Below are 23,902 nucleotides of genomic sequence, written 5' to 3'. Positions count from 1 at the left end.
GCGCTTTCATTTTAAAAAGATATAATAATTATTATGTCTTCCGTGTGAAAATAGTAACAATGTTAGGACGAGGTGAGAAAGATAGGTACTAATACACAATCCATGATTTTTACGATATACGGCGATTATATCCGTAACTATGGAAGTAAAATCTGGATAGGCAGTTTAATTCGTTTGTTAAAGGAATTCGGCCATAATGAGCAGGGCGTTCGTGTAGCCGTTTCACGAATGGTCAAGCAAGGGTGGATTCAGTCAGAGAAGCAGGGAAATAAAAGCTATTATTTTTTGACTGATCGCGGTGTGCAGAGAATGGATGAAGCGGCCAATCGCATATATAAGATGAAACCGAATGAATGGGACGGTAAATGGCGTATCTTAATGTACACGATCCCTGAAGATAAGCGGCAATTACGGGATGATCTCCGTAAAGAATTATTATGGAGCGGGTTTGGCAGTTTTTCTAGTGGTTGCTGGATTTCCCCCAATGATTTGGAGAAACAAATCAATCGCTTGATCGAGAAATATGACATAGATGAATATGTTGATTTTTTCATTTCGGAGTACAAAGGTCCAAAAGAAAACCAATCGCTTGTAGAGAAGAGCTGGCATTTAGAAGAGATTGAAAATAAATATGAAGAATTCATCGAGAAATACAGCAAACAATTCATCGTTCATCAAAGCATCATTGGCAGGGGCGAAATGTCCGATGCTGATTGTTTTGTGGAACGCACGAACTTGGTGCATGAATACCGTAAATTTTTATTTATCGATCCGGGCCTGCCAAAGGAACTTCTGCCTTCTAAGTGGAATGGGAATCATGCTGCTCTTTTATTTAGCCAGTATTATCAAGTCTTGGCTGAACCAGCAAGTCGTTTCTTTGAAAGCGTATTTCAGGAAAACAATGATTTATGCCGGAAAGATGAAACCTATGATGCCAAGGACCATCCACTTATCATTAAGTGAAAAAGAGCTTCAGCCAGCCGTTAATGACGACTTGCCGAAGCTCTTTTCAAATTCCTTGCAATAATTAATCAAGTATCCCTTTGAAGTCTTTCCCTTTTTGAACATATGTATCGATGGAAAGTTGGATCAATTCAAGATCTTTATTATTCAATCGGCGAACGACTTTCCCCGGGGAACCAATAACCAGTGAACGTGGAGGTATGATTTTGCCAGAGGAAATCAATGTGTTCGCTCCGACGATGCATTCTTCGCCGATCTCTACATTATCCAATATCGTGGAACCCATACCAATAATGGATCGTTTGCCTATTTTACAACCATGCAGGATGACATTGTGACCAACCGTCACTTCATCTTCAATGACAACCGGGCATCCTTCAAATAAATGAATGGTGGAGTTATCTTGAATACTGCATTTTTCCCCTATTGTAATTGAATCTTCATCACCGCGCAGTACCGCATTAAACCAAATGGTCGAGTCTTTCCCAATCGAAATATCACCGATTAAATGAGCACCAGGTGCGACGAAAACGGTATCATCAATGGATGGTTTTTTATTATTGTACGGAATAATCATAGTCTCGCTCCTTTTTCGAAAAGTCTGAATTGTTTTTCTAATGAATATAGTATAACATTAAATTGACAGGGAGGGATGAAAGTGAAATATATTTGTGAACTTTTTACGATAAAATATCCAATTATTCAAGGCGGCATGGGGAATATAAGCAATGCAAGTCTTGCGGCTGCAGTATCCAATGCAGGAGGCCTGGGAACAATAGGGTGCGGTACCATGACTCCTGAACAGGTAGAAGCCATCATTCTCGAAACCAAAGATAAAACCAATAACAATTTTGCGTTGAACATTCCAATAAACGTTAGTACATATACAGATGAGTTAGTGAATCTTGTCCTGGAGCATGATATACCTGCAGTTTCCTTATCTGCAGGAAATCCTGCCCCTTTCATTCCACTATTGCAAAAAAAGAATATAAAAGTGATTGCCATCGTTGCATCGGTCAAGCACGCACAAAAAGCGCAAGATGCAGGGGCAGATGTGTTGGTCGCAGAAGGGTTTGAAGCTGCCGGCATCAACTCGAACCTGGAAATGACGACGTTTACACTCATTCCGCAAATCAGCAAGCATGTGACGCTTCCCGTTTTGGCCGCTGGCGGAATAGGCAATGGGCAGGGGTTGGCAGCTGCATTGATGCTGGGGGCTTCAGGAGTCCAATTGGGAACCAGGCTGATTGCTACACAAGAAGCACCGTTCCATCCGTCATATAAGCAGAAACTAATCGAAGCGATGGGTAATGATACGGTAATTTTGGGCAGATCATTTGGACAGGTCAGAAGGGTATTGAAGGACCCCTATACGGAGAAAGTGCTGGATTTGGAGAAACAGGGACTTTCTCCAATGAATTATCGTGAAATGACCTCTGAAGTACATCATATAAATGGGGCGATGAACGGGGATGTTACCAATGGATTTATGAACAGCGGCCAGGTTGCCGGATTGATTGACGATATTCCCACGGTAAAGGAATTACTCGATGGCATGATGAAAGATGCGAAAAAACAAATGGAGGATGGATTGAGCAGGCTTTCTGCCCCTTTTATGATTTGAGTGCGGCAGGTACCAATCTTGCCATCCGTTCAAGTAAAGAAGAAGGTATTCCCTTGGTTATCATCAAATTATTTGATCATTCCTCATACAACAATATGGGTTCATGGAATAATGTGCGTGTTTTGAAATTATTTTTTTTTTAATGGATTCAATCTGGAAGCCCCATTTTTAATAAAAGTTTGAAAAGGGAAAGCCTCTTTGGAAAAGTAAAAACTAAAACTAAAAATCAATCCATAACAAAAAAGGCGCCATGATCAGGCGCCTTTTTGATTTATATCATTATTAGCAACATCCGCCGAAGCCGCCGCCGAATCCCCAACTGCATCCAATGATGATCAACAAGATGAATAATACGATCAGCAATGCGAATCCGTTATCGAAACCGCCGCCGCAACATTCGTTACCAATTCCACCCATTTGATTTCCTCCTTATATATATTATGAATTACATACCTAGCAAAACATCTTTACCGGGAATACTTCATACTATGTATTCTAGGCCGAAGTGTTTGCTTATTCATAAAAAATGGGCGTGGGCAAATCAAGGGATTAAGCCCGAATATTTTTTTGATTTCGTTTTAAATGTTATAATATACCATGTGGATTGTGGAGGAAGGGAGCTGAACTAAGTCATGAAAGTTGCCATTATAACGGATGTGCATGGTAATGCTTCAGCGCTAAAAGCCGTCCTTAGGGATATTGATCAAAGGGAAGAAATAGATCGTCTCTATTGTTTGGGAGATATGGTTGGAATTGGCCCGGATACAAATGAAGTCCTTGAACTTTTATTTTCAAGAAATGATTTATCGATGATAACTGGAAATCATGATGAAGCTGTCCTGGCCATCATTAAAGGGGAGCCGCATCCGGACGGTCATATTCATGTTAAGGAACATCATGAATGGATAGCTGAAAGGATGCACCGGAAATTCATAAGTGAATTGGGAAAATTGCCTCGAACCATACATCATATCATTAATGATCACTCCGTTTACTTCACCCATTATCACATGGAATCGAAGAAATTGGATGAGCACATAAGCCAAAATCCATATAGTAAAATCGTTGAACCGAGTTTAAATAACTTGGAAATGCTTTTCAATGATCAGCATCACGATTTAATAGGCTTTGGACATCATCATCCTATCCACTTTTTTAAAAATGACCGAACGATATTCCTGAACCCTGGTTCTCTTGGCTGTAATGGTGAACCAGTTGCTCCTTATGCCATTGTTTCAATCGAAAATGCGGGTATTCAGGTAAAGCTTGAAAAAGTCGCTTATGATAATACATTGTTCCTGTCATCGTATCAAAGCTTACAAGTTCCAGAGCATGAATTTATTATACGTGCCTTCCATGGCGGCCAGCAGGCCTAAGACGTTTATAAAAGATGAAGTATGGGGAAATGTTGAGCATAAAGGTACATGCCTGCGGATACGCTAATAGGCAAACATCATGAAGCTGGAGGTAGGTCATGAAGGAAAATGAACAGGTATTTCAAGAGCAGGAAGAGATGGAACGGCACAGTCTTGTCTGTAATGATGAATTGTTTAATAAGGATCTGTACGCCATTGTCGATGATACGATGCAAGAGGAGAAATAAACGGGAAAAACGCTGCAGGAAATGTCTGTAGCGTTTATTTTTACTTTGAAATGGTTGAAGGCATAATTTTGGTTTTTCGTAAAAGATCACGTGCTTCCCGTTTCATCATACTTTTTACAGTCAGTGAATCCCGGGAGTGAATCATTTGAAACCATTCTGGATTTATCCCATACTATATATAAGTTTCAATATGAGAGGAGGGATGGCATGGGACATCATCATGGTCACTCCCATGATCATGGGCACGGACACCACCATCATTCTAACAATAAAAAAGCATTGTTGGCATCTTTCTTATTAATCTCCACGTTTATGATAGTCGAGGTCATTGGTGGATTCTTGACAAATAGTCTGGCTTTACTGTCGGATGCAGGTCACATGCTTAGCGATGCGGCAGCTTTAGGACTTAGTTATACAGCGATAAGGTTGGGGGAAAGGAAAGCGACATCATCCAAATCGTTTGGATATAAACGGTTTGAGATCATTGCTGCTTGTTTGAATGGATTGACCTTGATCGTCATATCCGTATTCATTTTCGTAGAAGCAATTAAGAGATTCCTGGATCCTCCTGAGGTTCAAAGCATGGGAATGCTAATGATTTCAATCATCGGGTTACTTGTTAATGTCATTGCAGCCTGGATATTAATGAGCGGAGATAAGGAAGACAATCTGAATGTACGAAGTGCTTTTTTACATGTTATCGGTGATATGCTTGGATCTGTGGGTGCCATTGCGGCCGCACTCTTGATTTATTTTTTCGATTGGGGAATTGCAGATCCGATTGCGAGCGTCATAGTCGCGATTTTAATTATCATCAGCGGTATTAGGGTAGTGAGGGATTCTTTCCATATCTTGATGGAGGGCACACCAGACCAAGTCGATATGGATGAAGTAAAAGCATCCATGCTGGAATTGGACGGTGTATCCGATGTCCATGATCTCCATATCTGGACGATCACCTCTGGTTTTTTGACAATGAGCTGCCATGTTGTTATAGATGAGAGTGGTGATCACGATTCCGTTTTAGCAGAAGCGCAAAAACTTCTTCATGATCAGTTTGGAATTGAACATAGCACGATCCAAGTGGAAAGACAGGAAGCGGGCTGTCCCAATCCACACGAGACATGTAATTGAAAAGGGCTGGCTCAGTTTAGAGCCAGCCTCTTAAGAGTGTAATAAGCTGATCATAGTTTTTTCTGCATGATTAATTACGATCATGTAGCGGCATTCCTGTTAAAATGAATCGAGATCACTTACACAAAGTTACTAAGTGAAAACATCGGTTAATTTTACTGCGAACATAATCCTGACACATAAAAAGGGTAAGATTGAGGGAAAATGCTTGGTGTTTTTTAATAGTTAGCATATACAAAATGATTCCACTATAATTCAGGGAGGAGGAGACCATATATGAAGAAAATTCTTGTAGTAGAAGATGAAATCGCCATATCGATGGTATTGAAAGCATATTTGGAGCGGGAAGGTTTTGATGTAGTCCAAGTGTACGATGGGCTAAAGGCCATTCCGGTGTTTGAAGAAACGAAGCCAGACCTTGTCCTGCTTGATGTCATGCTGCCGGGAAAGGAAGGCTGGGATATATTGAAGGAAATCCGGGATGAGGATACATGTCCGGTTATCATGTTGACTGCGTTGACAGATGTCGATTACAGATTATCGGGATTTAAGTCAGGTGCGGATGATTACATCTCGAAACCCTTCGTTGCTGAAGAAGTCGTGGCCCGGGTTCATGCCGTTTTAAGAAGATCATCATCGGTTGTTACGGAAGATGGTCATGTACATGAGTTTGGGAGTTTAACCATCGATGATCTTTCTTATATGGTGCATTTGAATGGCGAAGAGATAAACTTGACGCCGCGTGATTTGTCCCTGCTCGTTTTTTTCGCTAAACACCCTAATCAAATTTTCACGAGGGAACAGCTGCTCGACCAAGTGTGGGGCATGGATTATGACGGCAGTGACCGTGCAGTGGACCTGGCGATCAAGCGAATCAGGAAGGCGATAGATGCATGGCCTGTAACTGAAGGGGAAATAAAAACATTGCGTGGATTGGGGTATCAATTAAGTGTCTATGAAAACTAAAAAAAGAACCACTTTACAACGCTATTGGACAAAGAGATACGTATTGACCTTGATTTCCGGTTTGATATTATTGTCTGTTTTTTCCTTATGGTGGATGGAAAAAACGGCTTTGGAATATAGGCTCAGCCTTCTTAAGTACTTAGCGGACGAAACATCCGATCGGGCGATTAAGGAGAATGGCCAGATTGTCGTTGGCCCGATCCTTTCGGAAATTGTTGAGGAAAGGGAGAAAATCCTCCATCTGAATCAACAGCCAATCATCTATATCGTCGATCCCGATGCCACCATCATATATACGATGCCACAGTTGTATATCGATCCGGATGAAAATAAACTCCCGGACGTCATCATGAAAAATACGGAGTTGGTCCAGAAGGTCAAGATCTCCGACAATAAAGTATATGTCGTCAAATCCCCCATTACGTTCAATGATGAGACGAGAGGCTGGGTGGTCATTGCCCAGGAAGAAGGGGCATTAAAGGAAATCAACCAAGATCATGGCTTGTTGGCGATCATGATTGGAGGACTTCTGATTCTGGGAACGGGAGTCATTTATTTTCTTTCCAGGCAGATTTCGCGCCCCATCCAAGACGTAGCTAACGCCGCGGTCCAGGTTCGTGAAGGCAACTATGATATCCATTTCAAAGAGGAAGAGGAAATCAAGGAAGAAGAAATTTATGAATTGATAGAATCATTTAAGGAAATGACCAATCGATTGAAGGTCATGGAGAAGTTGAGGGCGGAATTGCTTGCAGGCGTAACCCATGATTTGAAAACGCCAGTCACTTCCATTAGCGGACTGATACAAGCGGTGAAGGATGATGTCGTTAAGGGAGAGCAAAGTAAGGAATTCCTCGATATTTCCTTAAAGGAAACTCAGCGTTTACAAGGTATGATAGAGGATTTACTCAATTATAATGCCATATCGGCAGGCGCTTTTAAAATCCGGGTGCAAAAAGAGAATATCAATATATTCATCAAGGAAATCGCCTATCGCTGGCAGGTGACCCAGGATGATGATCAAGCGTTCGCTTTTGAGATAAAAGTTCCTGATGAACCAGTCTTCGGTCAAATTGATTCTTTGCGGATGCAGCAAATCGTCATTAACCTTTTGAATAATGCCAGACATGCACTTGACGGCAAAGGGAAAATAGCGATTCACCTTTATGAAAAGGATGAAGAACGAATTTGCATTGATGTTCTGGACAGCGGGCGGGGGATTCCAAAACATGAACAACAATATGTGTTCGAACCATTTTATCGAGGCGAAAACAAAAAGTTGAAGGTACGTGGTTTAGGTTTGGGACTGCCATTCAGTAAGATGCTCGCAAAAGCGCAAAAGGGAGATCTTGTGCTTAAGGATAGCGATGAACAAGGCACCACCTTCACGATTGTCATAGAGAAAGCGGATCAAATATAAAAAGGGTTGTCTGATGTAATGGACAACCCTCCAGACTGTAGGCAAACTCGGGGAAAAGCCGGTTTGCCTACAGTTTTTTATTTGAAAAAACAATCCAGTTGATTGGTGCGGGTGTTCGAGACTCCTGCTAGGAAAAGCGTACCCAAGGAGACCCCACAGGCGCGAGAACGCCCGCAGAAAGCGAGTCCCCTGGAGTGTCAATCAAGAAAAGTTTCATCCTATTATAAAACAGTGAAAAATTATAGAGTATGACCGAGGGTATTTTAATCATGGTCGACAAACTAAAGGGTTGTCCGTTGTAATGGACAACCCTCTCATTATGCAGAATGCTAACTAATTAAGCTAATTGGCTGATTGCACGCCATAATTGTACATGACGGACCTTCCTTGGAAGGAAGCGTCCCATTTCCTCTTCATTATATCCTGCATGCAAGTTCTTATGGTCGAAAATGATTGGCCGGCGAAGTAAATCCGGGTTATCTTGAATAAGCTTGCAAAGATCATTAAGCGGTGTATTATTTATATCGATATTCAGGCTTTTGAATTTCTTGGAACGGGTTGAGATGATTTCATCTGTCCCGCCTTCCGTTTTACGTAAAATCTCTTTTATTTCTTCTATAGAAAGAGGTTGCGAATATAGGTTACGTTCATTAAAGGAAATTTCGTTCTTCTTAAGCCAAGCTTTTGCTTTACGACAGGCTAAACTGCTTGGAGTAGTATAAATTGTTACCATTAAAATCGACTCCTTCAAAGTTTTCAAGTTTATTGGAATGAAATTATTTTTATATTTGTGATACTCTTACTTTAACGTTTCTTTGTGTCAGCAAGATGTCAAGAAAAATAAACTTAAATGTTATTTTAAAAGAAAGGGAGAAAATGAAATGAAATCTGCCTTTAATGAAAAAGAAACCATTAGGGTAAAGATGCCGAATAAGGACCTGCAAATGCCGATATTTAACAGTGATGTGAGAGTGGTATCATGACAGGGGATTTTTGGTCACCAGTCAGGCTATCGATACAAGTGGCGGGACTATCGGGTCTCCTTGTTTTCATTTTAGGAATTATCCTGGCACGAATGATGGCTAAAAAGCAATTCAGGGGAAAAGTCCTGTTGGAAACAGTGTTTTTATTGCCGCTTGTTTTGCCGCCGTCCGTCGTTGGTTTTTTATTGATTGTGATTTTTGGCAAGAATGGAATGCCGGGACAATTCATTGAAAGGGTTTTTGATCAGCCCCTGATGTTCACGTGGTGGGCGGCAGTCATTGCATCTACCGTGGTGGCTTTTCCGCTTATGTACCAATCCGCTAAAACGGGCTTTGAAGGTATAGATGAGGAAATTGAAAATGCAGCAAGGGTTGACGGGGCGGGCGAATGGAAATTGTTCCTGTTTGTATCCCTTCCATTGGCGGTCAAATCCATCGTCACAGGTGCCATTATGAGTTCTGCGCGTGCATTGGGTGAATTCGGGGCCACACTCATGTTTGCCGGAAACATTCCCGGACAGACACAAACCATACCGACCGCGATATATATCGCCATGGACTCCGGGAATATGACATTAGCCTGGCTATGGGTTGCCGTAATCATTGTCATTTCATTCATTATGCTTTTTATCGTGACATACATAAAATGAATGCTGCTTCTCCCTTTCCGTACATAATAATGGAAGAGGGAGATTATTGTTTCTAATCAGTCTGTGTTATAATCGACAAACAATATGAACTAATGAAATGAGGAAGAAATTTGTTAACATTTGAAGAAAAATTGAGCATCATTGAAACTTTTCCGGAATTACAGCGAAAAGACGTTTCATTGGGACGTGTGAACTTCCATTATCCAGATAGCGTCCAGGAGAAAAAAATCGTCGTTCAGCACTTGCATCCCAATGGAAATGGATTCGTTTATGCAGGGCATATGAGAAAAAAAGACACTGACCGTAAAGGGTTTATCAATATACGTGACTATAATGAAGCGGAATTAAAAGAATTGATTCAAAGAAGCGTGGACTACCTATCTGAACCTCCGGCTGAATTCGAAGAAGAGGTAAACGAGTTCGCTAGGTTGGAAGGGGCATGGATTGGCCCTGAAAAGCAAGAGCTTACACTTGAAAGGGAAGACCTGCTTTGGAATGTTTATTCAGGGTCGAATCTTGAGGAATGTTTCGAAAGTCCGGTAGAGGCGGAGCGCTACTTATTGGACGAAGGCTTCCGACAAAGCAAGAAGAGGAATATGTAGAATTTTAGGATAATTTGTCGGTTGATTTACTGCGATAATCTTGTTTTTTTAGGATTTTCCATGATATAATATGAGTAATTATTTTTGTTCGGAAAAGTTTGAAAGAAGGATTTACTGTAATAGGATTCCTCTTGAAACATTATCCAGAACCAAAAATAGTAATAAAATGGATTTTTCCAAACACAGGAGGAACTATCATGGTACAAGGTAAAGTAAAATGGTTTAACGCAGAAAAAGGTTTCGGTTTCATCGAAGTTGAAGGCCAAGACGATGTATTCGTACATTTCTCAGCTATCCAAGGTGAAGGCTTCAAAACGCTTGAAGAAGGCCAAGAAGTTTCTTTCGAAATCGAGCAAGGCGCTCGTGGACCACAAGCTGCTAACGTTCAAAAATAATTGAACGCATATAAAAAAAGACTCCTATTTTGGAGTCTTTTTATTTTTCTTTTTTTTCGGCGATTTCCTTTAATGCTTTGTCCAATTTTTCTTCGATCCTTTTAGAACGATTAAAATGCCCTGACAGGAAAAACACGATGAATATAACGAATGCGACAAGCACTAGCATAAAAAGGATAGGCAGGAACTGGGTTATATTCTCAGTCATTGGATATCATCTCCTTTTTTCTTCCATTATACTTCATGCTTACCGCTGCCATGATAGAGGGAGCCAATTTTTATTAAAAGTACTGAAAGGGGATATGCGAAAACGCATATCCCCTTTCAGTCAGTTCTGGAATAGCGAGGCGAACTTTTGAAGTCTGGGCAGGTCTGATTCTTGATACATCTGTTCTATCTTCAATGTAACCAATAACTGGCTCTTGGCAAATAACATGTCCCGGAAATGATCGACCGCCCCACAAAAATGATTATAGTTGGTTTCACCAGTGCCGAAGACTCCCGTTTTCAGGTGAGCAATAGGCAACTGTTCCAGTTCTTTATAAAGGGCTGCTGATTTAGCGGGAAGCTCCCCGTTGCCCCATGTATAGGTGCCGACGATCAATGCATCGTAATCCGGCAATGTACATAAATCGAATTCATTCGTTCGATATAGTCCTGCTGCAGGTAAAAGTGAAGCCAGGGCTTCAGCAAGCGCTTTTGTATTGCCGCCGGCAGAATGATAGACAATGGCAACTTTACAGCTCATCGAACCCATTGCTGGCATTTACTTGACTGTATGTCCTTGACTTCTGTTCGAAGAAATCGGTTTTGGTAAGACCGATGGATTCATCATCGAATGTTTTGATCCATGGCATCGGGTTTTCGCCATACTCTTTATACAAATTATCAAGGCCCAGCATACGTAACCGTTTATTGGCGATATATTCAATGTACTCATTGAATTCTTCCAAATCGAGATCGGCTTTCGTTTGGATATCTTCGAGCATATATTCAGACCATTCTTTTTCGAGATCGACTGCTTTTTCAATCGTTGTATAGATGAACTTCGTGTTATCTTCATTATTTAACTCAGGATATTCATACATCAAGATTTGAATGAGCATACCAATGAAATCGAAATGGACCATTTCATCGCGATGAATATAGGATATCATCGTAGCGGAACCGGTCATTAGATTTTGGCGTCCTAAATTATAATAAAAGGCGAAAGCCAGATAGAAATAAATCCCTTCAAGGTTCGTTGAATGGATCAGTGCCTCGAATAAATGCTGAGGGCTGGGATCGTCCACGAACGTTTGATAAGCATCAACGATCGGTTGGTTACGCTTAATCACTTCAGGATGTTCTTTGATGCGGTCGAAAAGCTGTTTTTGCTTACCTACCGGAATCAAGGAAGCAAGGATATAGGAATAAGACTCATTATGGATCGATTCCTGCTGGGCCATGTTGGCCAGGATAGCTTTTGCCGCCGGATCTTTGATGTACCGAAGAATTTCTACTAAAGTGGGCGTTTGAAGACTGTCCATTCCAGCAATCATCGTAAGGATATCGAGAAAAGCATCCTGGATATCTTCATCCAATTCGCCCCACTGCTTTTTATCCTGAATCATGTTCACGCTCGAAGGCTTCCAAAAGTTATTGATGAGCTGTGTATAGGTATCATAGAATTTTTCATACTGAATATCGTTCCAAAGGAGGAAGCCTGAAGCTTCTCCTTTGAAAACACCGGTTGCCTTGGTTGGATGCGTCGGTTCGAGCATCCGAATTTTTTTGATATGATTGGTCATTCGTGAAAACTCCTTTAAGAATAGATTACTGGGTCATGCTTGTCGTTAACTTGAACAGCTTTCGCAGGCATTGTCATATTCGGAAGAAGTCGAACGAACATAATACGTCGATTTCAACCCGCTTTCCCATGCCGTTAAATGGATATCCAAGAGAACCTTCGCTTTGATTGTATTGTGTACATACAGATTAAAGCTGATTGCTTGGTCAATATGGCGTTGGCGGGCCGCATTTTGCCTGATGCTTTCCAGTTGGTCCAAATTGAATCGCGTCTTTTTATAATATTCATACGTATTTGGCGTCAAGCCTGGTGCGGTCACCTTGAATTTGAAGTTTTTCTTTTCTTCGTAAAATTCAATTTCATACAAAGGATCGATTCCATCCGTTGAATTACCGATTTTGGCTGTCGATGAATTGGGGGCAATCGCCATTAAATATCCATTACGGGTCCCGTGCTCCTGCACGTCTGCTTTTAAATCCAGCCATTTTTGATCTGTATAGTCACGCAGTTCGAAATAGTCCCCTGTATGCCAATCTGAACCTTCAAAATATGGGTAAGATCCTTTTTCCTTGGCCAATTCGTTGGATGCCTTGATTGTTAAGTAAGCGATCTTTTCGTATAAAGCATCTGCATAGTGAACAGCCTCATCGGATTCCCAATAAATATTCTCTGTGGCAAGTAAATGATGCCATCCAAACGTTCCTAAACCAATTGCCCGGTAACGCTTGTTCGAGATGGATGCTTGTTTGACAGGAAGATTATTCACATCAATGACATTGTCCAGCATACGGATCTGAATGGGAATCAATCTTTCCAAAACATCGCTGCCCACCGCTCGGGGCAAGTTAATGGATGAAAGATTGCAGACAACGAAATCGCCGCTTTTACGAACGACAACAACATCTCCATCTTCTGTTTCATATTCATCCGTGATCGTCGAAGGGCTTAGGTTTTGGGCAATCTCCGTGCAAAGGTTAGAACAATAAATCATACCTTTATGTTTATTCGGATTCTTCCTATTCACCTCATCGCGGTAGAACATATACGGTACGCCTTCTTCTAATTGAGAAATCATGATGCTTTTCATGATGTCCATCGCATTGATTTTTTCAAAGCTATAGTTTGGAAGTGTGCCATTTTCTGCGGCCTCGACTGCAAGTGCATAATGATTCCTGAAGCTTCCTTCGCCTTTCTTCTCGTCATAAAGATCTTCAAGTGAAAATCCAAGGGTTTGCTTAACGGTATGCGGATCGAAAAGATACCATTCTTTTCTGTCGCGTACAGCCTCCATGAATAAATCGGGAATGCAAACACCTGTAAAAATGTCATGGGCTTTTAATCTGTCGTCCCCGTTTTGTGTCTTCAAATCGAGGAAGCTCATGATATCTTTATGCCAGGCATCCAAGTAAATCGCGATGGCACCTTTACGTTGACCCAATTGATCGACACTTACAGCTGTCTGGTTGAATAGTCGAATCCAGGGCGTCGTACCGGAACTGTTTCCAGAGAAACCCCGGATATCAGAACCAAGTGAGCGGACCTTACCAACGTAAAGGCCGACACCGCCGCCGAATTTAGATACTTTTGCCGCATCGTAGTTTGATAGGTAAATTCCGTCAATGGAATCTTCAATTGCGTCGATAAAGCAAGAGCTTAACTGCCCATGTGTTTTACCTGCATTGGAGAGTGTAGGAGTCGCAACGGTCATATAAAGGTTGGACATGGCCCAGTATGCTTCTTTTATAAGTTGCAGGCGATGCTCCGTTTTTTCCATTCGCATGATTTCCATTGCGATGATCATGAAACGTTCTTGTGGAAGTTCGTAGACCTTGTCCTTTTTTGGGCGGGCTAGATAGCGGTCGTTCAATAAGTAGATGCCTATGTAAGAGAATAATTTATCTTTTTCCGGGTCGATCACCGAACCCAATTCCTCAATTTCCGCTTTCGTATATGAAGATAGCAGTTCTGGTTTATAAATGGGATAACGCTGACCTTCCGAAAGCTGGGAAAGTTCCGTGATCAGCTCATAGAATGGGCCATAACTCTTGCCTTCATAACCTCGATTGGCTTGTGCATCCCTATACATTGTATTCAACAGTTCTGCTGCAGCAACGAACGTCCAATCCGGAGCATCGATATCCACACCTTCAAGAGCGAGCTGAATCAGTTTTTTTGATGCCTGTTCTTCGGTTGAGTCACTTTTGCGATCAAGCCATTTTGTAAAACGCTTTTTGAACTTTTCCATATCGAGACGGCCTTCGAATTCCTTCGATAACGTCTCAAGCTGGATGGATTTCGTTTCTGTGTCATTTTCACTTATGGTAGAGTTATATGTTTGAGTCATTAATAATCCTCCTTGGTAACTTCCGCTAAAATAAAAAAAAACCGCCCAAAGAATTGAGGCGGATCAAACGATAGAATAAAAGAGCCATGAAAAAATGGCCGTTATACTATCGTTTCATCATCTCAATCCCCGAAGAATAAGAAACGTGAAAAATTCAAGGCAGGTCTCCTGACTCATGATCATCCTACTTTGAGTCCTTCCCGTATAAAGAGCTATACAGTGGTTTTCTCATTTCGTCACATTTACAGTTGCGGGGACAGTTCCGGGTTTGCACCGGATTCCCTTTTCAGCCATCACTGGCACCTTGGATTATAATAAATTCTATATATAGTTATTGGTATTGTTTATGTAATCAATATCTAGTATTTCTGCTTATATTATCGTAAGCCATATACGATGATAATTCAACTAATATATTTGAAAAAAACCAACCCTTATCTATTGACAAAGTGATGGCAGAGAGTCAAGGAATGAAAGATTTTATTGGGGAAAGGATAATTCAAGCGCTGATTTTACGGGATTTTGTGTTAAAATAAAGTGTCTAGTAAAGGTGGCTCTCCCTTATTGCGGTGAGGGGATTCGCGGAAAAATATTTATGAAAAAGGGGATAAAATCTTGGAAAAATTATTAGTTTTTGGACATAAAAACCCGGATACAGACACAATCTGTTCGGCAATCGCTTATGCGGATCTGAAAAAGCAGTTAGGTATCAACGCTGAACCAGTTCGTCTGGGTGAAGTGAATGGTGAAACTCAATATGCATTGGACCAATTCAAATTCGACGCTCCCCGTCTTGTGGAAAAAGTTGCAGGGGAAGCTGACGGCGTAATCCTGGTCGATCATAACGAACGCCAGCAAAGTGCTGAAGATATTGACCAAGTCCGTGTGCTGGAAGTTATCGACCATCACCGTATCGCTAACTTTGAAACAAGCGATCCTTTATATTACCGTGCGGAACCAGTTGGCTGTACGGCAACCATTTTAAATAAAATTTATAAAGAAAACGGCATTGAAGTTCCTAAAGCAATCGCAGGTCTTATGCTGTCTGCCATCATTTCCGATTCTTTATTGTTCAAATCACCGACTTGCACGGAGCAAGACGTTGCAGCAGCAATGGAATTGGCTGCCATTGCGGGAGTTGACGCCGAAACATATGGCTTGGAAATGTTGAAAGCGGGAGCTGACTTGAGCGATAAAACGATTGCCCAGCTTATCACTCTTGATGCAAAGGAATTCTCCATGGGAATGGCTAAAGTGGAGATAGCACAGGTCAATGCTGTTGATCCGAACGAAGTCCTTGCTAAGCAAGAGGAATTGGAATCCGCGATTGAAGCGGTCATCGCTGTGAAGGAATTGGACTTGTTCCTATTCGTCGTAACGGATATCTTGACTAATGATTCCGTTGCCTTGGCTCTTGGTAAAGCGGCTTATGCAGTGGAAAAAGCATACGACGTTTCATTGAACAACAACATCGCCGTCTTGGAAGGCGTTGTATCGCGTAAAAAACAAATCGTGCCGGTCTTAACGGACGTATTCAGCAAATAATACAGGAAAAGGGGTGCTCATTAAATACATGGGCACCCTTTTTCTGTACATGCAAAAAGAGACTCAACCATCCATTAAGGGTGTTTGAGTCTTTTTTGTTTAATTCAAAGATTCCTTTTCTTTTTCATAGGCGATGACAATCAATTCTTTATTGGCTTCCTCGCCAAGTCTGCTTTCAAAGCTTTTCAGTTCATTCAATAAATCCGGTGACAGATTTGCTGCCGTATAATCCTGCTCGGGTGTCATGCTTTTCGCTCCTTTCAAAAGGAAATGATTCATGTTATCTATTTTGTCGGTTTGAAAAGATTATATTCAGCAGAATTTTACTTCTTCAAGATATTTTACTTTCTGAGGTGGCGAGTTTTTCAAGCAATAACGAACTTTCTTCATCGAGTCCTTCCACTTGGACTGGTATTCCCAAAAGCTGATATTTAAGGACAACCGTATCGACAGCACCGACTGCTGAAGCATCCCAGATTTTGGAGCGGGAGAAGTCGATGACGATTGCATCCGCTTTTTCCTTGAAGTCGAACTTCGAAACAAAGTCCTGGACAGAAGCGAAAAATATTTGCCCGCTGATACGATAAGTGGTTTTCTTAGCCTGGATGTCTTCCGTTTTCTCCACAGCCACTTTAGAAATTTTAGCCGAGAAGAAAATCATGCTCAAGAGCACTCCGGCAAATACCCCTTTTGATAAGTCATGTGTATAAAGGACAATGAGGACCGTCACGATCATCACGGCTGCATCCGACTTTGGAGCTTTAGTGAGCCTCTTTAGGGAAGACCAGTCAAAGGTCCCGATTGAAACCATGATCATGACTGCGACAAGTGCAGCCATCGGTATTTTAATAAGGACATCATTCAATACCACGATTAATACCATAAGGAATGCGCCTGCTACAAAAGTGGAGAGCCGGCCCCTTCCACCCGATTTGATGTTGATGCCGGATTGGCCGATCATCGCGCATCCTGCCATGCCGCCGAAACATCCGGCGATGATATTCGAAATTCCCTGGCCTTTGGCTTCCTTATTTTTATTACTGTCCGTGTCAGTCATCTCATCGACTATTTGAGCGGTCAATAACGATTCAAGCAGCCCTACAAACGCCAGGGCTATGGAATAAGGGAAAATGATCGCCAAAGTTTCGAAAGTCAAAGGGATGTCTGGAAGCATGAACATCGGGAGCGCTTCGGTCAATTGCCCCATATCCCCAACCGTACGTACCGTAGCCCCCGTGGTAACTGCAACGATCGTCATGAATATGATGGCGACAAGTGGTGAAGGTATGAGTTTCGTGATTCGCGGAAAAAGATAAATGATAGCTAATGAAACGGCTGTCATGACATACATGATCCATGTTTCGCCAACGAAGTGGGTGAGCTGTGCCGTGAAAATCAAGATGGCTAAAGAATTCACAAAACCAGTCATGACCGGCTTCGGAATGAACTTCATTAATTTCCCGATTTTTAAGACCCCTAGCAAAATTTGCAGGAAACCAGTCAATATTGTCGCAGCCAGTAAATAGTTCAAGCCATGATCTTTTACAAGATCGACCATGACGAGTGCCATTGCACCAGTGGCAGCCGATATCATTCCCGGCCTTCCGCCGACGAAAGAGATGACGATGGCAATGCAGAATGAGGCATATAGACCAACCATTGGGTCAACGCCGGCAATGATCGAAAAGGCAATCGCCTCAGGAATCAATGCCAAGGCAACGACAATTCCGGATAGAACATCTCCTCTAACGTTGCCGAACCATTCCTGTTTGTATGCAGATGTATTCAATGAAACACTCCTTCTTTCTTTTATATATGTGTGTTCATTTCTTTTTTAACGCACTAAATTATAGCATGAGTCCTTCTTTCTATCTATATGGATAATATAAACGACAAATCGAGGGCTATTCATTTCTTATCATAGGCGAATGAAGGTAAAAGGCCTAAAGGGGGAATTTTCAAGAAATGACGATGGGCATCAAGAAAGGGTTAAAAAATTTCCAAAGGTTTTCTGAATTGCTTTTGCTTAAGAGTCATTTAAGGCTACTGCAAGAAATTTATTGAAATTCGTTATAATCCAAGAAACATTGGATGTTGAATCATTTCAATTGGAATTTTCATGGGGATTTGTGGCAAACGTTTTGAGAGGGGATGATCATTAGCATTTTCCTGATTCTTTTCCCATTCACCATGGTGAAATTCCGGAAAAGATGTAAAGGACAGTTAGATAAAAGTTTGAAGAGAAATGGAAGATAAAGCTAAAATGGTCGAATATGCGACATTGATTGATCTACAGGCCATACCGGATTGCAGTTTTGAAACTGGAAGAGGAGTCACTTGGCATGAGGAAGATGGCTATGGTTACCGGGACAATAACTTCCCTTTTCAACATACATGGAAGTGGTGAGGGTGAAAAGGCCAGCTCTATCAAAGTTCTTGGAGTAGGAACCCTCATCACGGTGTCAAGAGGCTATTCCTTATCAATGATACTGGATTTACATTTAGGGCATGTCACTTCTTTATAATGCTTAAACCTGATCTTTCGAAGGTCGCTTCTGGTCAACATTGCGAATACATTATACCTTGTGCCGCATGCACAAGTATTTTTATCTTTAACTATGTGTCTCTCATCCGTAGTAGCTGTATAAATGGTAGGAAAAAACATATATAACCCTCCTATTTTTAATTTTAGGCAAATTAAAAAGGGGCAAGAAATTAATAATAAAGTGATCCATTCAAGAAAAATCTTGGCAACCCGGCTGCCATGACAACTAAGATGTTGTGTTAGGCCCGTGGCTTTGCGTCTTTTACTTTCATAAAATTTGCCTAAAATAATCTTAACATAAAATTTGATGTTATGAAGTGTTTATGGCTGCGGCCAACCTTCCCCTTTTGACGCTATAACTTGGGAAACCATGTGCAGCAGCTGGTTTCTTGTTCATTTTTGGCCTCACTGCCTGTATCGGAATACGACCGAAACGAAATCCAGTTCCAGAAGTATCCAGTACTACAGCTGTATGAGAAATAAACATGAGAAAGCCTGCTTCTAGATGTAAGCAGGCTTTCTTGCCAAAAATGTAATTAATGTGATCTGGCCAACTCCGGATTACGGTGCATCGCGAAATAGAGGACAAGTCCAGCTATTAGGAGTAACGTGCTGGTCGTGATGAAAACGGCGGAGAATCCGTAGAAACCAGCAACCATTCCGCCCATTGCGGGTCCGATGATATTGCCTAAAAAGCGCAGGCTCGTATTGTACCCAAGTACTTCCCCCTGCATTGCGACAGGCGCTTCTTGGCGAATGTAGGCAATCCTTACAGGGATGATGCCGCCTATTGCCATGCCCAGTATGAAACGTACAAAGACAAGCTGCCAAAAATGATTGATGAAGGCACCAGGCAAGTAGACAAGAGCTGTCAAAAAAAGAAGCAGCACAAGAATCTTCACATGTCCATGCCGATCACCTATCTTGCCCCAGTGACGCGCCATCAATAAATTCCCCAGGCCAGCTGCAGAAAAGGCGATTCCTGAATAAAAACCAAGGTTGGAAGTTCCATGCAGCTCACCAACGTATAAAGAAAGAATGGGCTGGATGCTGAAGTGGGCAACTTGAACGAGCGTCGAGATGAGCATGACATTCACCAGGATGGGATTTCTAAAGATATGCGAGAGAACCTCCCTGCTTGTATAGCTCGACTTCGTTCCCTTTTGCCGCTCCATTCGGTACTCCTTGGTTGCAAAAACAAGAAGTCCAGAGATGAAAATGGTGATGGAGGTGAATTTAAAGGCGGTTGAATAGCCGAGTGTGTCTGCGAGCAGGCCGCCAAGCAATGGTCCGAAAAGGGATCCGGTTATATTTCCCGTTTGCAAGGTTCCCAGTACACGTCCGGCAATTTCTTTGGGAGTCTGCGTTGAAATGAAGGCCTGGGACATGGAAATGAAGCCAGTGAATATTCCCGTGAACATCCTTAGGACGAATAGCTGCCAAACATTTTCAACGAATCCCATCAGGAAAATGGACAGACCCATCCCAAAGGCACAAGCAATCAAGATTTTCTTTCTGCCATACCTGTCACCAATTCGTCCCCAAATGGGAGAAAATAAAAAGGCAGTCACAAAAGTGATTCCAAATGTCCATCCGGACCAATGCTGGATATATTGAGTCGAATAATCTCCGAATGTACCAATGTATAAGGATATGAATGGGAGAACCATCGTCATGCTCCCGCCTATGAAGAAATTGGCGAACCACATGATTAAAAGATTCCGTTTTGCTATTTTGTGAGCATTCATTTTACATACAACACTTCTTTCCTCCGAAAAAAACTTCGGGTTCCTAAATAATAGTATACAGAATTTAACTAATTTATTAAACGAATTTGTTTAACTGGTTTTTTAATGAATGGGCAAATGGTATAATGTGAAAATATTGATTTTTCAGAAAAATAAGATAAAGAAAAATGTTTTCATTTTTACAATTAAAGGAGTTTTTAACATGTTGACGATTTTAGGATTTTGCATGATTTTAACGTTTCTGGTCTTGGTCATCACGAAGCGTTTATCAGTGGTTGTCGCTTTTATCTTCACGGCGATAGCTTTTGGTTTGATTGGTGGGTTTGCCTCGGAAATGGGAGATATGATGGTTGCGGGTATTTTAAAGGTGACACCGACCGCAGTCATGATCGTTTTTGCTATTCTGTATTTTGGTTTAATGATTGACGTCGGGTTATTCGAGCCCATGATCGCTAAAATACTGAGTTTTGTAAAAGGAGATCCGCTAAAGGTTGTCATGGCAACCGCCATTATAACCATGTTGGTAGGTTTGGACGGAGACGGTTCTTCCACATTCATGATCACTGTTTCGGCCATGTTGCCGCTTTATATCAAATTAGGGATGAACAGGCTCATATTGGCCTGTGTCGTTGGTTTGGCCGCTGGCGTCATGAATATGATTCCATGGGGAGGTCCTTTGGTAAGGGCGGCCGCGAGCCTTCAGGTTGAAGTATCGGAGTTATTCATTCCTCTCATTCCGGTCATGATTTGCGGTCTTTTATGGACGCTTTTTTCGGCATATGTACTTGGCAAGAAGGAAAGGGAGAGATTAGGAGTCAGTTCCATGGAGACGAACATGCCACCTGGTATGGGCGAACAGGCTGCAGCTGTTGAAACCGCACCTAAAGGAACATCCAGGCTTTTTTGGTTTAATTGGTCCTTGACGATTTTACTGATGGTTTTGCTGGTGATGGAAGTGCTGCCGATCCAAATCTTATTTGCCTCCGCTTTTGCGATTGCACTATTCGTTAACTTCCCTAACCCAAAAGAACAGCAGGAAAGGATTTTAAGTCATGCCAATAGTTTCGTGATGATCTGTACACTCATTTTCGCCGCCGGGATTTTTACGGGTGTATTCACAGAAACAAAGATGATGGACTCGATGGCTGCTTCAATCGTAACCGTCATTCCGGAGTGGCTCGGGGCACATTTGCCACTGGTGGTAGCGTTGACGAGCATACCGATGGGGTTCATTTTTTCACCTGATGCCTATTATTTTGGCATTCTACCAATAATAAGTGAAACGGCAGCGAACTTCGGCATTGCCCCTGTAAAAATCGGAAGGGCGGCTTTATTAGGTCATTCGACCGCAGGGTTCCCATTATCGCCATTGGTGCCTGCAACATTCATATTGATTGGCCTTGTAGGCGTGGATTTTGGGGATCATCAAAAATTCCTGTTTAAATGGGCGTTTGGGACAACCATCATCATGACGATCGCAGCCATTGCTTTCGGGGTCATCACTTTGTAAAAATGTGAGCCCTTTAAGCTATATTGTAAATCCTTATCTGTGAATTTAGTAAGGTGCTCACTCTCACTAGTGTAATCTATTTTCCTATTTATCCCGTTTTCTGTTTATTCTTCCATAATAGTGGAAAGTAATAAGAGGAAGATACATAAAAGAGAGTGAGGGAATTTTATCATGAACTATAAACAAAAGCTTGTGCTCCCAATGTGTGCTGCCTTTTTGCTGTATGGATGCAATTCAGCGGATGATTCAAATCAGGCGGACAAAAATGCCGAGGACTTGAATGCAGTGGGACAAGGAACAGATACAGAGGTCGATCCGCAGGTGAAAGCGGAAGTTAAAGATGTAGAAGGAAAAACACTTGGAACGGTGAACTTTACCTCTGAAGAGAATTCTGTAGTGATCGAGACCGCTTTGGAAGGCCTTGAGCCAGGCTATCATGGATTCCATGTTCACGAAAACGCAGTATGTGAGGCGGATGCCAAGGATGGCCCTTTCACTACAGCGGGAGGACACTTCAATCCAACTGATGAAACGCACTCCAAACATGCAGGGGATATGCCTCCTTTATATGTAAAAGAAGATGGGACAGCCAAATATTCGGCAACATTGGATAACATGACAATAGACCAACTGAAGAAAGAGGAGCTGGCTGTAATCGTCCATGCGAATCCAGACAACTTTGCCAATATCCCTGACCGTTATGAAGCCAATGGAGAAAAAGGACCGGATGCAGATACTTTGAAAACTGGTGATGCAGGCGATAGACAAGCTTGCGGGATTGTTGTAAGTGCAGAGGCAAAATAACATGAATTAAGAGCGATTCCTTTAAAGAGGAATCGCTCTTTTCATTGAAGGTAAACCTGCTGACCGCTAATGGTTTAATGGAGGATATTTTATTTCTTTTTACGATTTAAGAAGGTTTTTTCTATTGTGATATAGAAGTAAGAATGTAAGTAATATTGCAGTAGAAGCAGATGGCATTAAAAGATCATAGTTAATTCTTGCAGTGGGATGAAGTCCAAGGCATAGATTTAATATAGGGAAATAAGATTTGGTTTGAATCGATAAAAAACCCGAATAGGGATCTTGTCCACTGATTCGGGTTTGCTAAAATCATTTTGCCGTAATGGTTTCTTCGATTAGTTGTAATCTCTTAGCCACTTCTTCTTCAGAAAGGTTATGCTCGACTACATAGCGGTTACGCGGATGTACTCGGCATTCATGAGTACAGCTGCGCATATGTTTGTGTTCGTTCTCTTCGCTGCAAAGGATTTTCTTATTGCATTCAGGGTTAGCGCAATTGACATAGCGTTCACAAGGTTCACCGGAATAAATATCGCGTCCGACAATGACATGTTCCTTTTGGTTGATAGGTACAGCAATCCTTTCATCGAAAACATACATTTGGCCATCCCATAGCTCACCTTGGACTTCGGGGTCCTTCCCGTATGTTGCGATGCCGCCATGCAGCTGGCTTACATCTTCAAAGCCTTCTTCGACAAGCCAGCCGGAGAATTTCTCACAGCGGATACCGCCGGTGCAATACGTTAGGATTTTTTTGCCTTCGAACATTTGTTTATTTTCCCGGACCCATTCAGGAAGTTCACGGAAATTCGTGATTTCCGGCTTGATTGCGCCCCTGAAATGTCCTAAATCAAATTCATAGTCATTTCTGGCATCAAGGACGACGGTATTTTCATCTTGCATTTGCTCGAAGAACTCCTTCGGGCTCAAGTATTTGCCTGTCGTACGGTTCGGGTTGATGTCTTCTTCCAAGCGAAGCGTTACAAGTTCATTGCGTGGACGAACATGCATTTTTTTGAAAGCATGGCCGTCAGCTTCATCTATTTTAAACACGATATCGGCAAAGCGGGGATCGCTTTTCATCATGTCCATATATTTGTCGGTTTGTTCGATCGTACCTGAAACTGTTCCGTTGATACCTTCTGAAGCCACCAAGATACGGCCTTTCAATTCAAGGGCTTTACATGCCGCAAGATGTTCGGCTGCGAATTCTTCATGATTCTCGATTGGTACATACAAATAATAAAGTAATACTCTATATGGTTTTGTTTCCATTT

General features: G+C 41.8%; 26 protein-coding genes and 2 riboswitches. Of the genes, 14 read left to right on the top strand and 12 right to left on the bottom strand.

Going from position 1 to position 23,902, the window contains the following annotated elements; translation table 11 throughout:
- The first annotated feature begins 81 nt into the window (after window positions 1-81).
- The gene (paaX, locus tag ACIQYG_RS07680) at window positions 82-963 is read left to right on the top strand and encodes a phenylacetic acid degradation operon negative regulatory protein PaaX (protein WP_402837175.1); all 882 of its coding nucleotides are present in this window, start codon (window positions 82-84) and stop codon (window positions 961-963) included.
- 64 nt (window positions 964-1,027) lie between these two features.
- Here paaX and ACIQYG_RS07675 read toward each other — a convergent pair whose 3' ends face one another.
- A complete protein-coding gene (locus tag ACIQYG_RS07675) occupies window positions 1,028-1,540 on the bottom strand; it encodes a gamma carbonic anhydrase family protein (RefSeq protein ID WP_402836754.1) in 513 nt (170 codons plus the stop codon).
- 81 nt (window positions 1,541-1,621) lie between these two features.
- Between ACIQYG_RS07675 and ACIQYG_RS07670 the strand changes: the two genes are divergently transcribed.
- Entirely contained in the window at window positions 1,622-2,587 is a 966-nt protein-coding gene (locus ACIQYG_RS07670; protein ID WP_402836752.1) for an NAD(P)H-dependent flavin oxidoreductase, read from the top strand.
- Between the two features lie 282 nt (window positions 2,588-2,869).
- On the opposite strand, the gene ACIQYG_RS07665 is transcribed toward ACIQYG_RS07670, so the two are convergent.
- Entirely contained in the window at window positions 2,870-3,004 is a 135-nt protein-coding gene (locus ACIQYG_RS07665) for a YjcZ family sporulation protein (protein WP_402836751.1), read from the bottom strand.
- 215 nt (window positions 3,005-3,219) lie between these two features.
- Here ACIQYG_RS07665 and ACIQYG_RS07660 point away from each other — a divergent pair, with 215 nt between their 5' ends.
- The 5 genes from ACIQYG_RS07660 (at window position 3,220) to ACIQYG_RS07640 (ending at window position 7,710) form a co-directional block, all read left to right on the top strand.
- Window positions 3,220-3,963 carry a metallophosphoesterase family protein gene (locus tag ACIQYG_RS07660; protein ID WP_402836749.1) on the top strand — a complete coding sequence of 248 codons (744 nt, stop codon included), beginning with the start codon at window positions 3,220-3,222 and terminating at the stop codon, window positions 3,961-3,963.
- A gap of 98 nt (window positions 3,964-4,061) precedes the next feature.
- Complete coding sequence (locus tag ACIQYG_RS07655) at window positions 4,062-4,190, top strand: hypothetical protein (RefSeq protein WP_402836748.1); 129 nt, start codon at window positions 4,062-4,064, stop codon at window positions 4,188-4,190.
- Between the two features lie 207 nt (window positions 4,191-4,397).
- Window positions 4,398-5,324: a cation diffusion facilitator family transporter gene (locus ACIQYG_RS07650; protein WP_402836747.1), complete on the top strand. Its 927-nt coding sequence runs from the start codon at window positions 4,398-4,400 to the stop codon at window positions 5,322-5,324.
- A 276-nt stretch (window positions 5,325-5,600) separates the two neighbouring features.
- Window positions 5,601-6,290, top strand: coding sequence for a response regulator transcription factor (locus ACIQYG_RS07645; protein WP_402836745.1), 690 nt, complete (start codon window positions 5,601-5,603; stop codon window positions 6,288-6,290).
- Window positions 6,280-7,710 (top strand): HAMP domain-containing sensor histidine kinase, encoded by a 1,431-nt coding sequence (locus ACIQYG_RS07640; protein WP_402837173.1) that lies wholly within the window; start codon window positions 6,280-6,282, stop codon window positions 7,708-7,710. The genes ACIQYG_RS07645 and ACIQYG_RS07640 overlap by 11 nt, the downstream gene beginning before the upstream one ends.
- 337 nt (window positions 7,711-8,047) lie before the next feature.
- Here the strand turns inward: ACIQYG_RS07640 and spx are convergent, their stop codons facing one another.
- A complete protein-coding gene (spx, locus tag ACIQYG_RS07635) occupies window positions 8,048-8,443 on the bottom strand; it encodes a transcriptional regulator Spx (RefSeq protein ID WP_034314875.1) in 396 nt (131 codons plus the stop codon).
- A 246-nt stretch (window positions 8,444-8,689) separates the two neighbouring features.
- Between spx and modB the strand changes: the two genes are divergently transcribed.
- The 3 genes from modB to ACIQYG_RS07620 all read left to right on the top strand — a co-directional run bounded on the left by modB (window position 8,690) and on the right by ACIQYG_RS07620 (window position 10,340).
- Window positions 8,690-9,343, top strand: a complete 654-nt coding sequence (gene modB / locus ACIQYG_RS07630; protein ID WP_402836744.1) for a molybdate ABC transporter permease subunit — start codon at window positions 8,690-8,692, stop codon at window positions 9,341-9,343.
- A gap of 110 nt (window positions 9,344-9,453) precedes the next feature.
- On the top strand, window positions 9,454-9,945 hold the full coding sequence (locus ACIQYG_RS07625) for a hypothetical protein (protein ID WP_402836742.1): 492 nt from the start codon (window positions 9,454-9,456) through the stop codon (window positions 9,943-9,945).
- Between the two features lie 197 nt (window positions 9,946-10,142).
- Entirely contained in the window at window positions 10,143-10,340 is a 198-nt protein-coding gene (locus ACIQYG_RS07620) for a cold-shock protein (RefSeq protein WP_028393295.1), read from the top strand.
- Window positions 10,341-10,380: 40 nt separating this feature from the next.
- Here the strand turns inward: ACIQYG_RS07620 and ACIQYG_RS07615 are convergent, their stop codons facing one another.
- From ACIQYG_RS07615 to ACIQYG_RS07600, 4 genes are all read right to left on the bottom strand, one after another.
- Window positions 10,381-10,548 carry a hypothetical protein gene (locus tag ACIQYG_RS07615; RefSeq protein WP_402836740.1) on the bottom strand — a complete coding sequence of 56 codons (168 nt, stop codon included), beginning with the start codon at window positions 10,546-10,548 and terminating at the stop codon, window positions 10,381-10,383.
- Between the two features lie 120 nt (window positions 10,549-10,668).
- Complete coding sequence (locus ACIQYG_RS07610; RefSeq protein WP_402836739.1) at window positions 10,669-11,088, bottom strand: flavodoxin domain-containing protein; 420 nt, start codon at window positions 11,086-11,088, stop codon at window positions 10,669-10,671.
- Entirely contained in the window at window positions 11,078-12,130 is a 1,053-nt protein-coding gene (locus ACIQYG_RS07605) for a ribonucleotide-diphosphate reductase subunit beta (RefSeq protein WP_402836738.1), read from the bottom strand. The genes ACIQYG_RS07610 and ACIQYG_RS07605 overlap by 11 nt, the downstream gene beginning before the upstream one ends.
- A gap of 45 nt (window positions 12,131-12,175) precedes the next feature.
- Window positions 12,176-14,473 (bottom strand): ribonucleoside-diphosphate reductase subunit alpha, encoded by a 2,298-nt coding sequence (locus tag ACIQYG_RS07600; RefSeq protein WP_402836736.1) that lies wholly within the window; start codon window positions 14,471-14,473, stop codon window positions 12,176-12,178.
- 141 nt (window positions 14,474-14,614) lie between these two features.
- Window positions 14,615-14,795, bottom strand: a riboswitch (cobalamin riboswitch).
- A gap of 293 nt (window positions 14,796-15,088) precedes the next feature.
- Here ACIQYG_RS07600 and ACIQYG_RS07595 point away from each other — a divergent pair.
- Complete coding sequence (locus tag ACIQYG_RS07595) at window positions 15,089-16,018, top strand: manganese-dependent inorganic pyrophosphatase (protein ID WP_402836734.1); 930 nt, start codon at window positions 15,089-15,091, stop codon at window positions 16,016-16,018.
- A gap of 99 nt (window positions 16,019-16,117) precedes the next feature.
- On the opposite strand, the gene ACIQYG_RS07590 is transcribed toward ACIQYG_RS07595, so the two are convergent.
- Together ACIQYG_RS07590 and ACIQYG_RS07585 are read right to left on the bottom strand one after the other, a co-directional pair.
- Entirely contained in the window at window positions 16,118-16,264 is a 147-nt protein-coding gene (locus ACIQYG_RS07590) for a hypothetical protein (protein WP_402836732.1), read from the bottom strand.
- 85 nt (window positions 16,265-16,349) lie between these two features.
- A complete protein-coding gene (locus ACIQYG_RS07585) occupies window positions 16,350-17,807 on the bottom strand; it encodes a SulP family inorganic anion transporter (RefSeq protein WP_402836731.1) in 1,458 nt (485 codons plus the stop codon).
- Between the two features lie 456 nt (window positions 17,808-18,263).
- On the opposite strand from ACIQYG_RS07585, the gene ACIQYG_RS07580 reads away from it, so the two are divergent.
- The gene (locus ACIQYG_RS07580; protein ID WP_402836729.1) at window positions 18,264-18,425 is read left to right on the top strand and encodes a hypothetical protein; all 162 of its coding nucleotides are present in this window, start codon (window positions 18,264-18,266) and stop codon (window positions 18,423-18,425) included.
- Between the two features lie 339 nt (window positions 18,426-18,764).
- A riboswitch (cyclic di-GMP riboswitch) is annotated at window positions 18,765-18,855 on the bottom strand.
- Between the two features lie 18 nt (window positions 18,856-18,873).
- Here the strand turns inward: ACIQYG_RS07580 and ACIQYG_RS07575 are convergent.
- Window positions 18,874-19,050 carry a hypothetical protein gene (locus ACIQYG_RS07575; RefSeq protein ID WP_402836727.1) on the bottom strand — a complete coding sequence of 59 codons (177 nt, stop codon included), beginning with the start codon at window positions 19,048-19,050 and terminating at the stop codon, window positions 18,874-18,876.
- A gap of 49 nt (window positions 19,051-19,099) precedes the next feature.
- On the bottom strand, window positions 19,100-20,311 hold the full coding sequence (locus ACIQYG_RS07570; RefSeq protein ID WP_402836726.1) for an MFS transporter: 1,212 nt from the start codon (window positions 20,309-20,311) through the stop codon (window positions 19,100-19,102).
- Between the two features lie 202 nt (window positions 20,312-20,513).
- On the opposite strand from ACIQYG_RS07570, the gene ACIQYG_RS07565 reads away from it, so the two are divergent.
- Window positions 20,514-21,821: a CitMHS family transporter gene (locus tag ACIQYG_RS07565; RefSeq protein WP_402836724.1), complete on the top strand. Its 1,308-nt coding sequence runs from the start codon at window positions 20,514-20,516 to the stop codon at window positions 21,819-21,821.
- Window positions 21,822-21,992: 171 nt separating this feature from the next.
- Complete coding sequence (locus ACIQYG_RS07560) at window positions 21,993-22,625, top strand: superoxide dismutase family protein (protein ID WP_402836722.1); 633 nt, start codon at window positions 21,993-21,995, stop codon at window positions 22,623-22,625.
- A 309-nt stretch (window positions 22,626-22,934) separates the two neighbouring features.
- Here the strand turns inward: ACIQYG_RS07560 and trhO are convergent, their stop codons facing one another.
- Window positions 22,935-23,900 carry an oxygen-dependent tRNA uridine(34) hydroxylase TrhO gene (trhO, locus tag ACIQYG_RS07555; protein ID WP_402836720.1) on the bottom strand — a complete coding sequence of 322 codons (966 nt, stop codon included), beginning with the start codon at window positions 23,898-23,900 and terminating at the stop codon, window positions 22,935-22,937.
- Between the last annotated feature and the right edge of the window lie 2 nt (window positions 23,901-23,902).

The sequence above is a fragment of the Peribacillus sp. NPDC096622 genome, assembly GCF_044762665.1.
Classification (GTDB): Bacteria; Bacillota; Bacilli; order Bacillales; family DSM-1321; genus Peribacillus; species Peribacillus frigoritolerans_B.
Note: the sequence above shows the minus strand (reverse complement) of the source record. Positions and strands in the feature narration are given on the sequence as shown.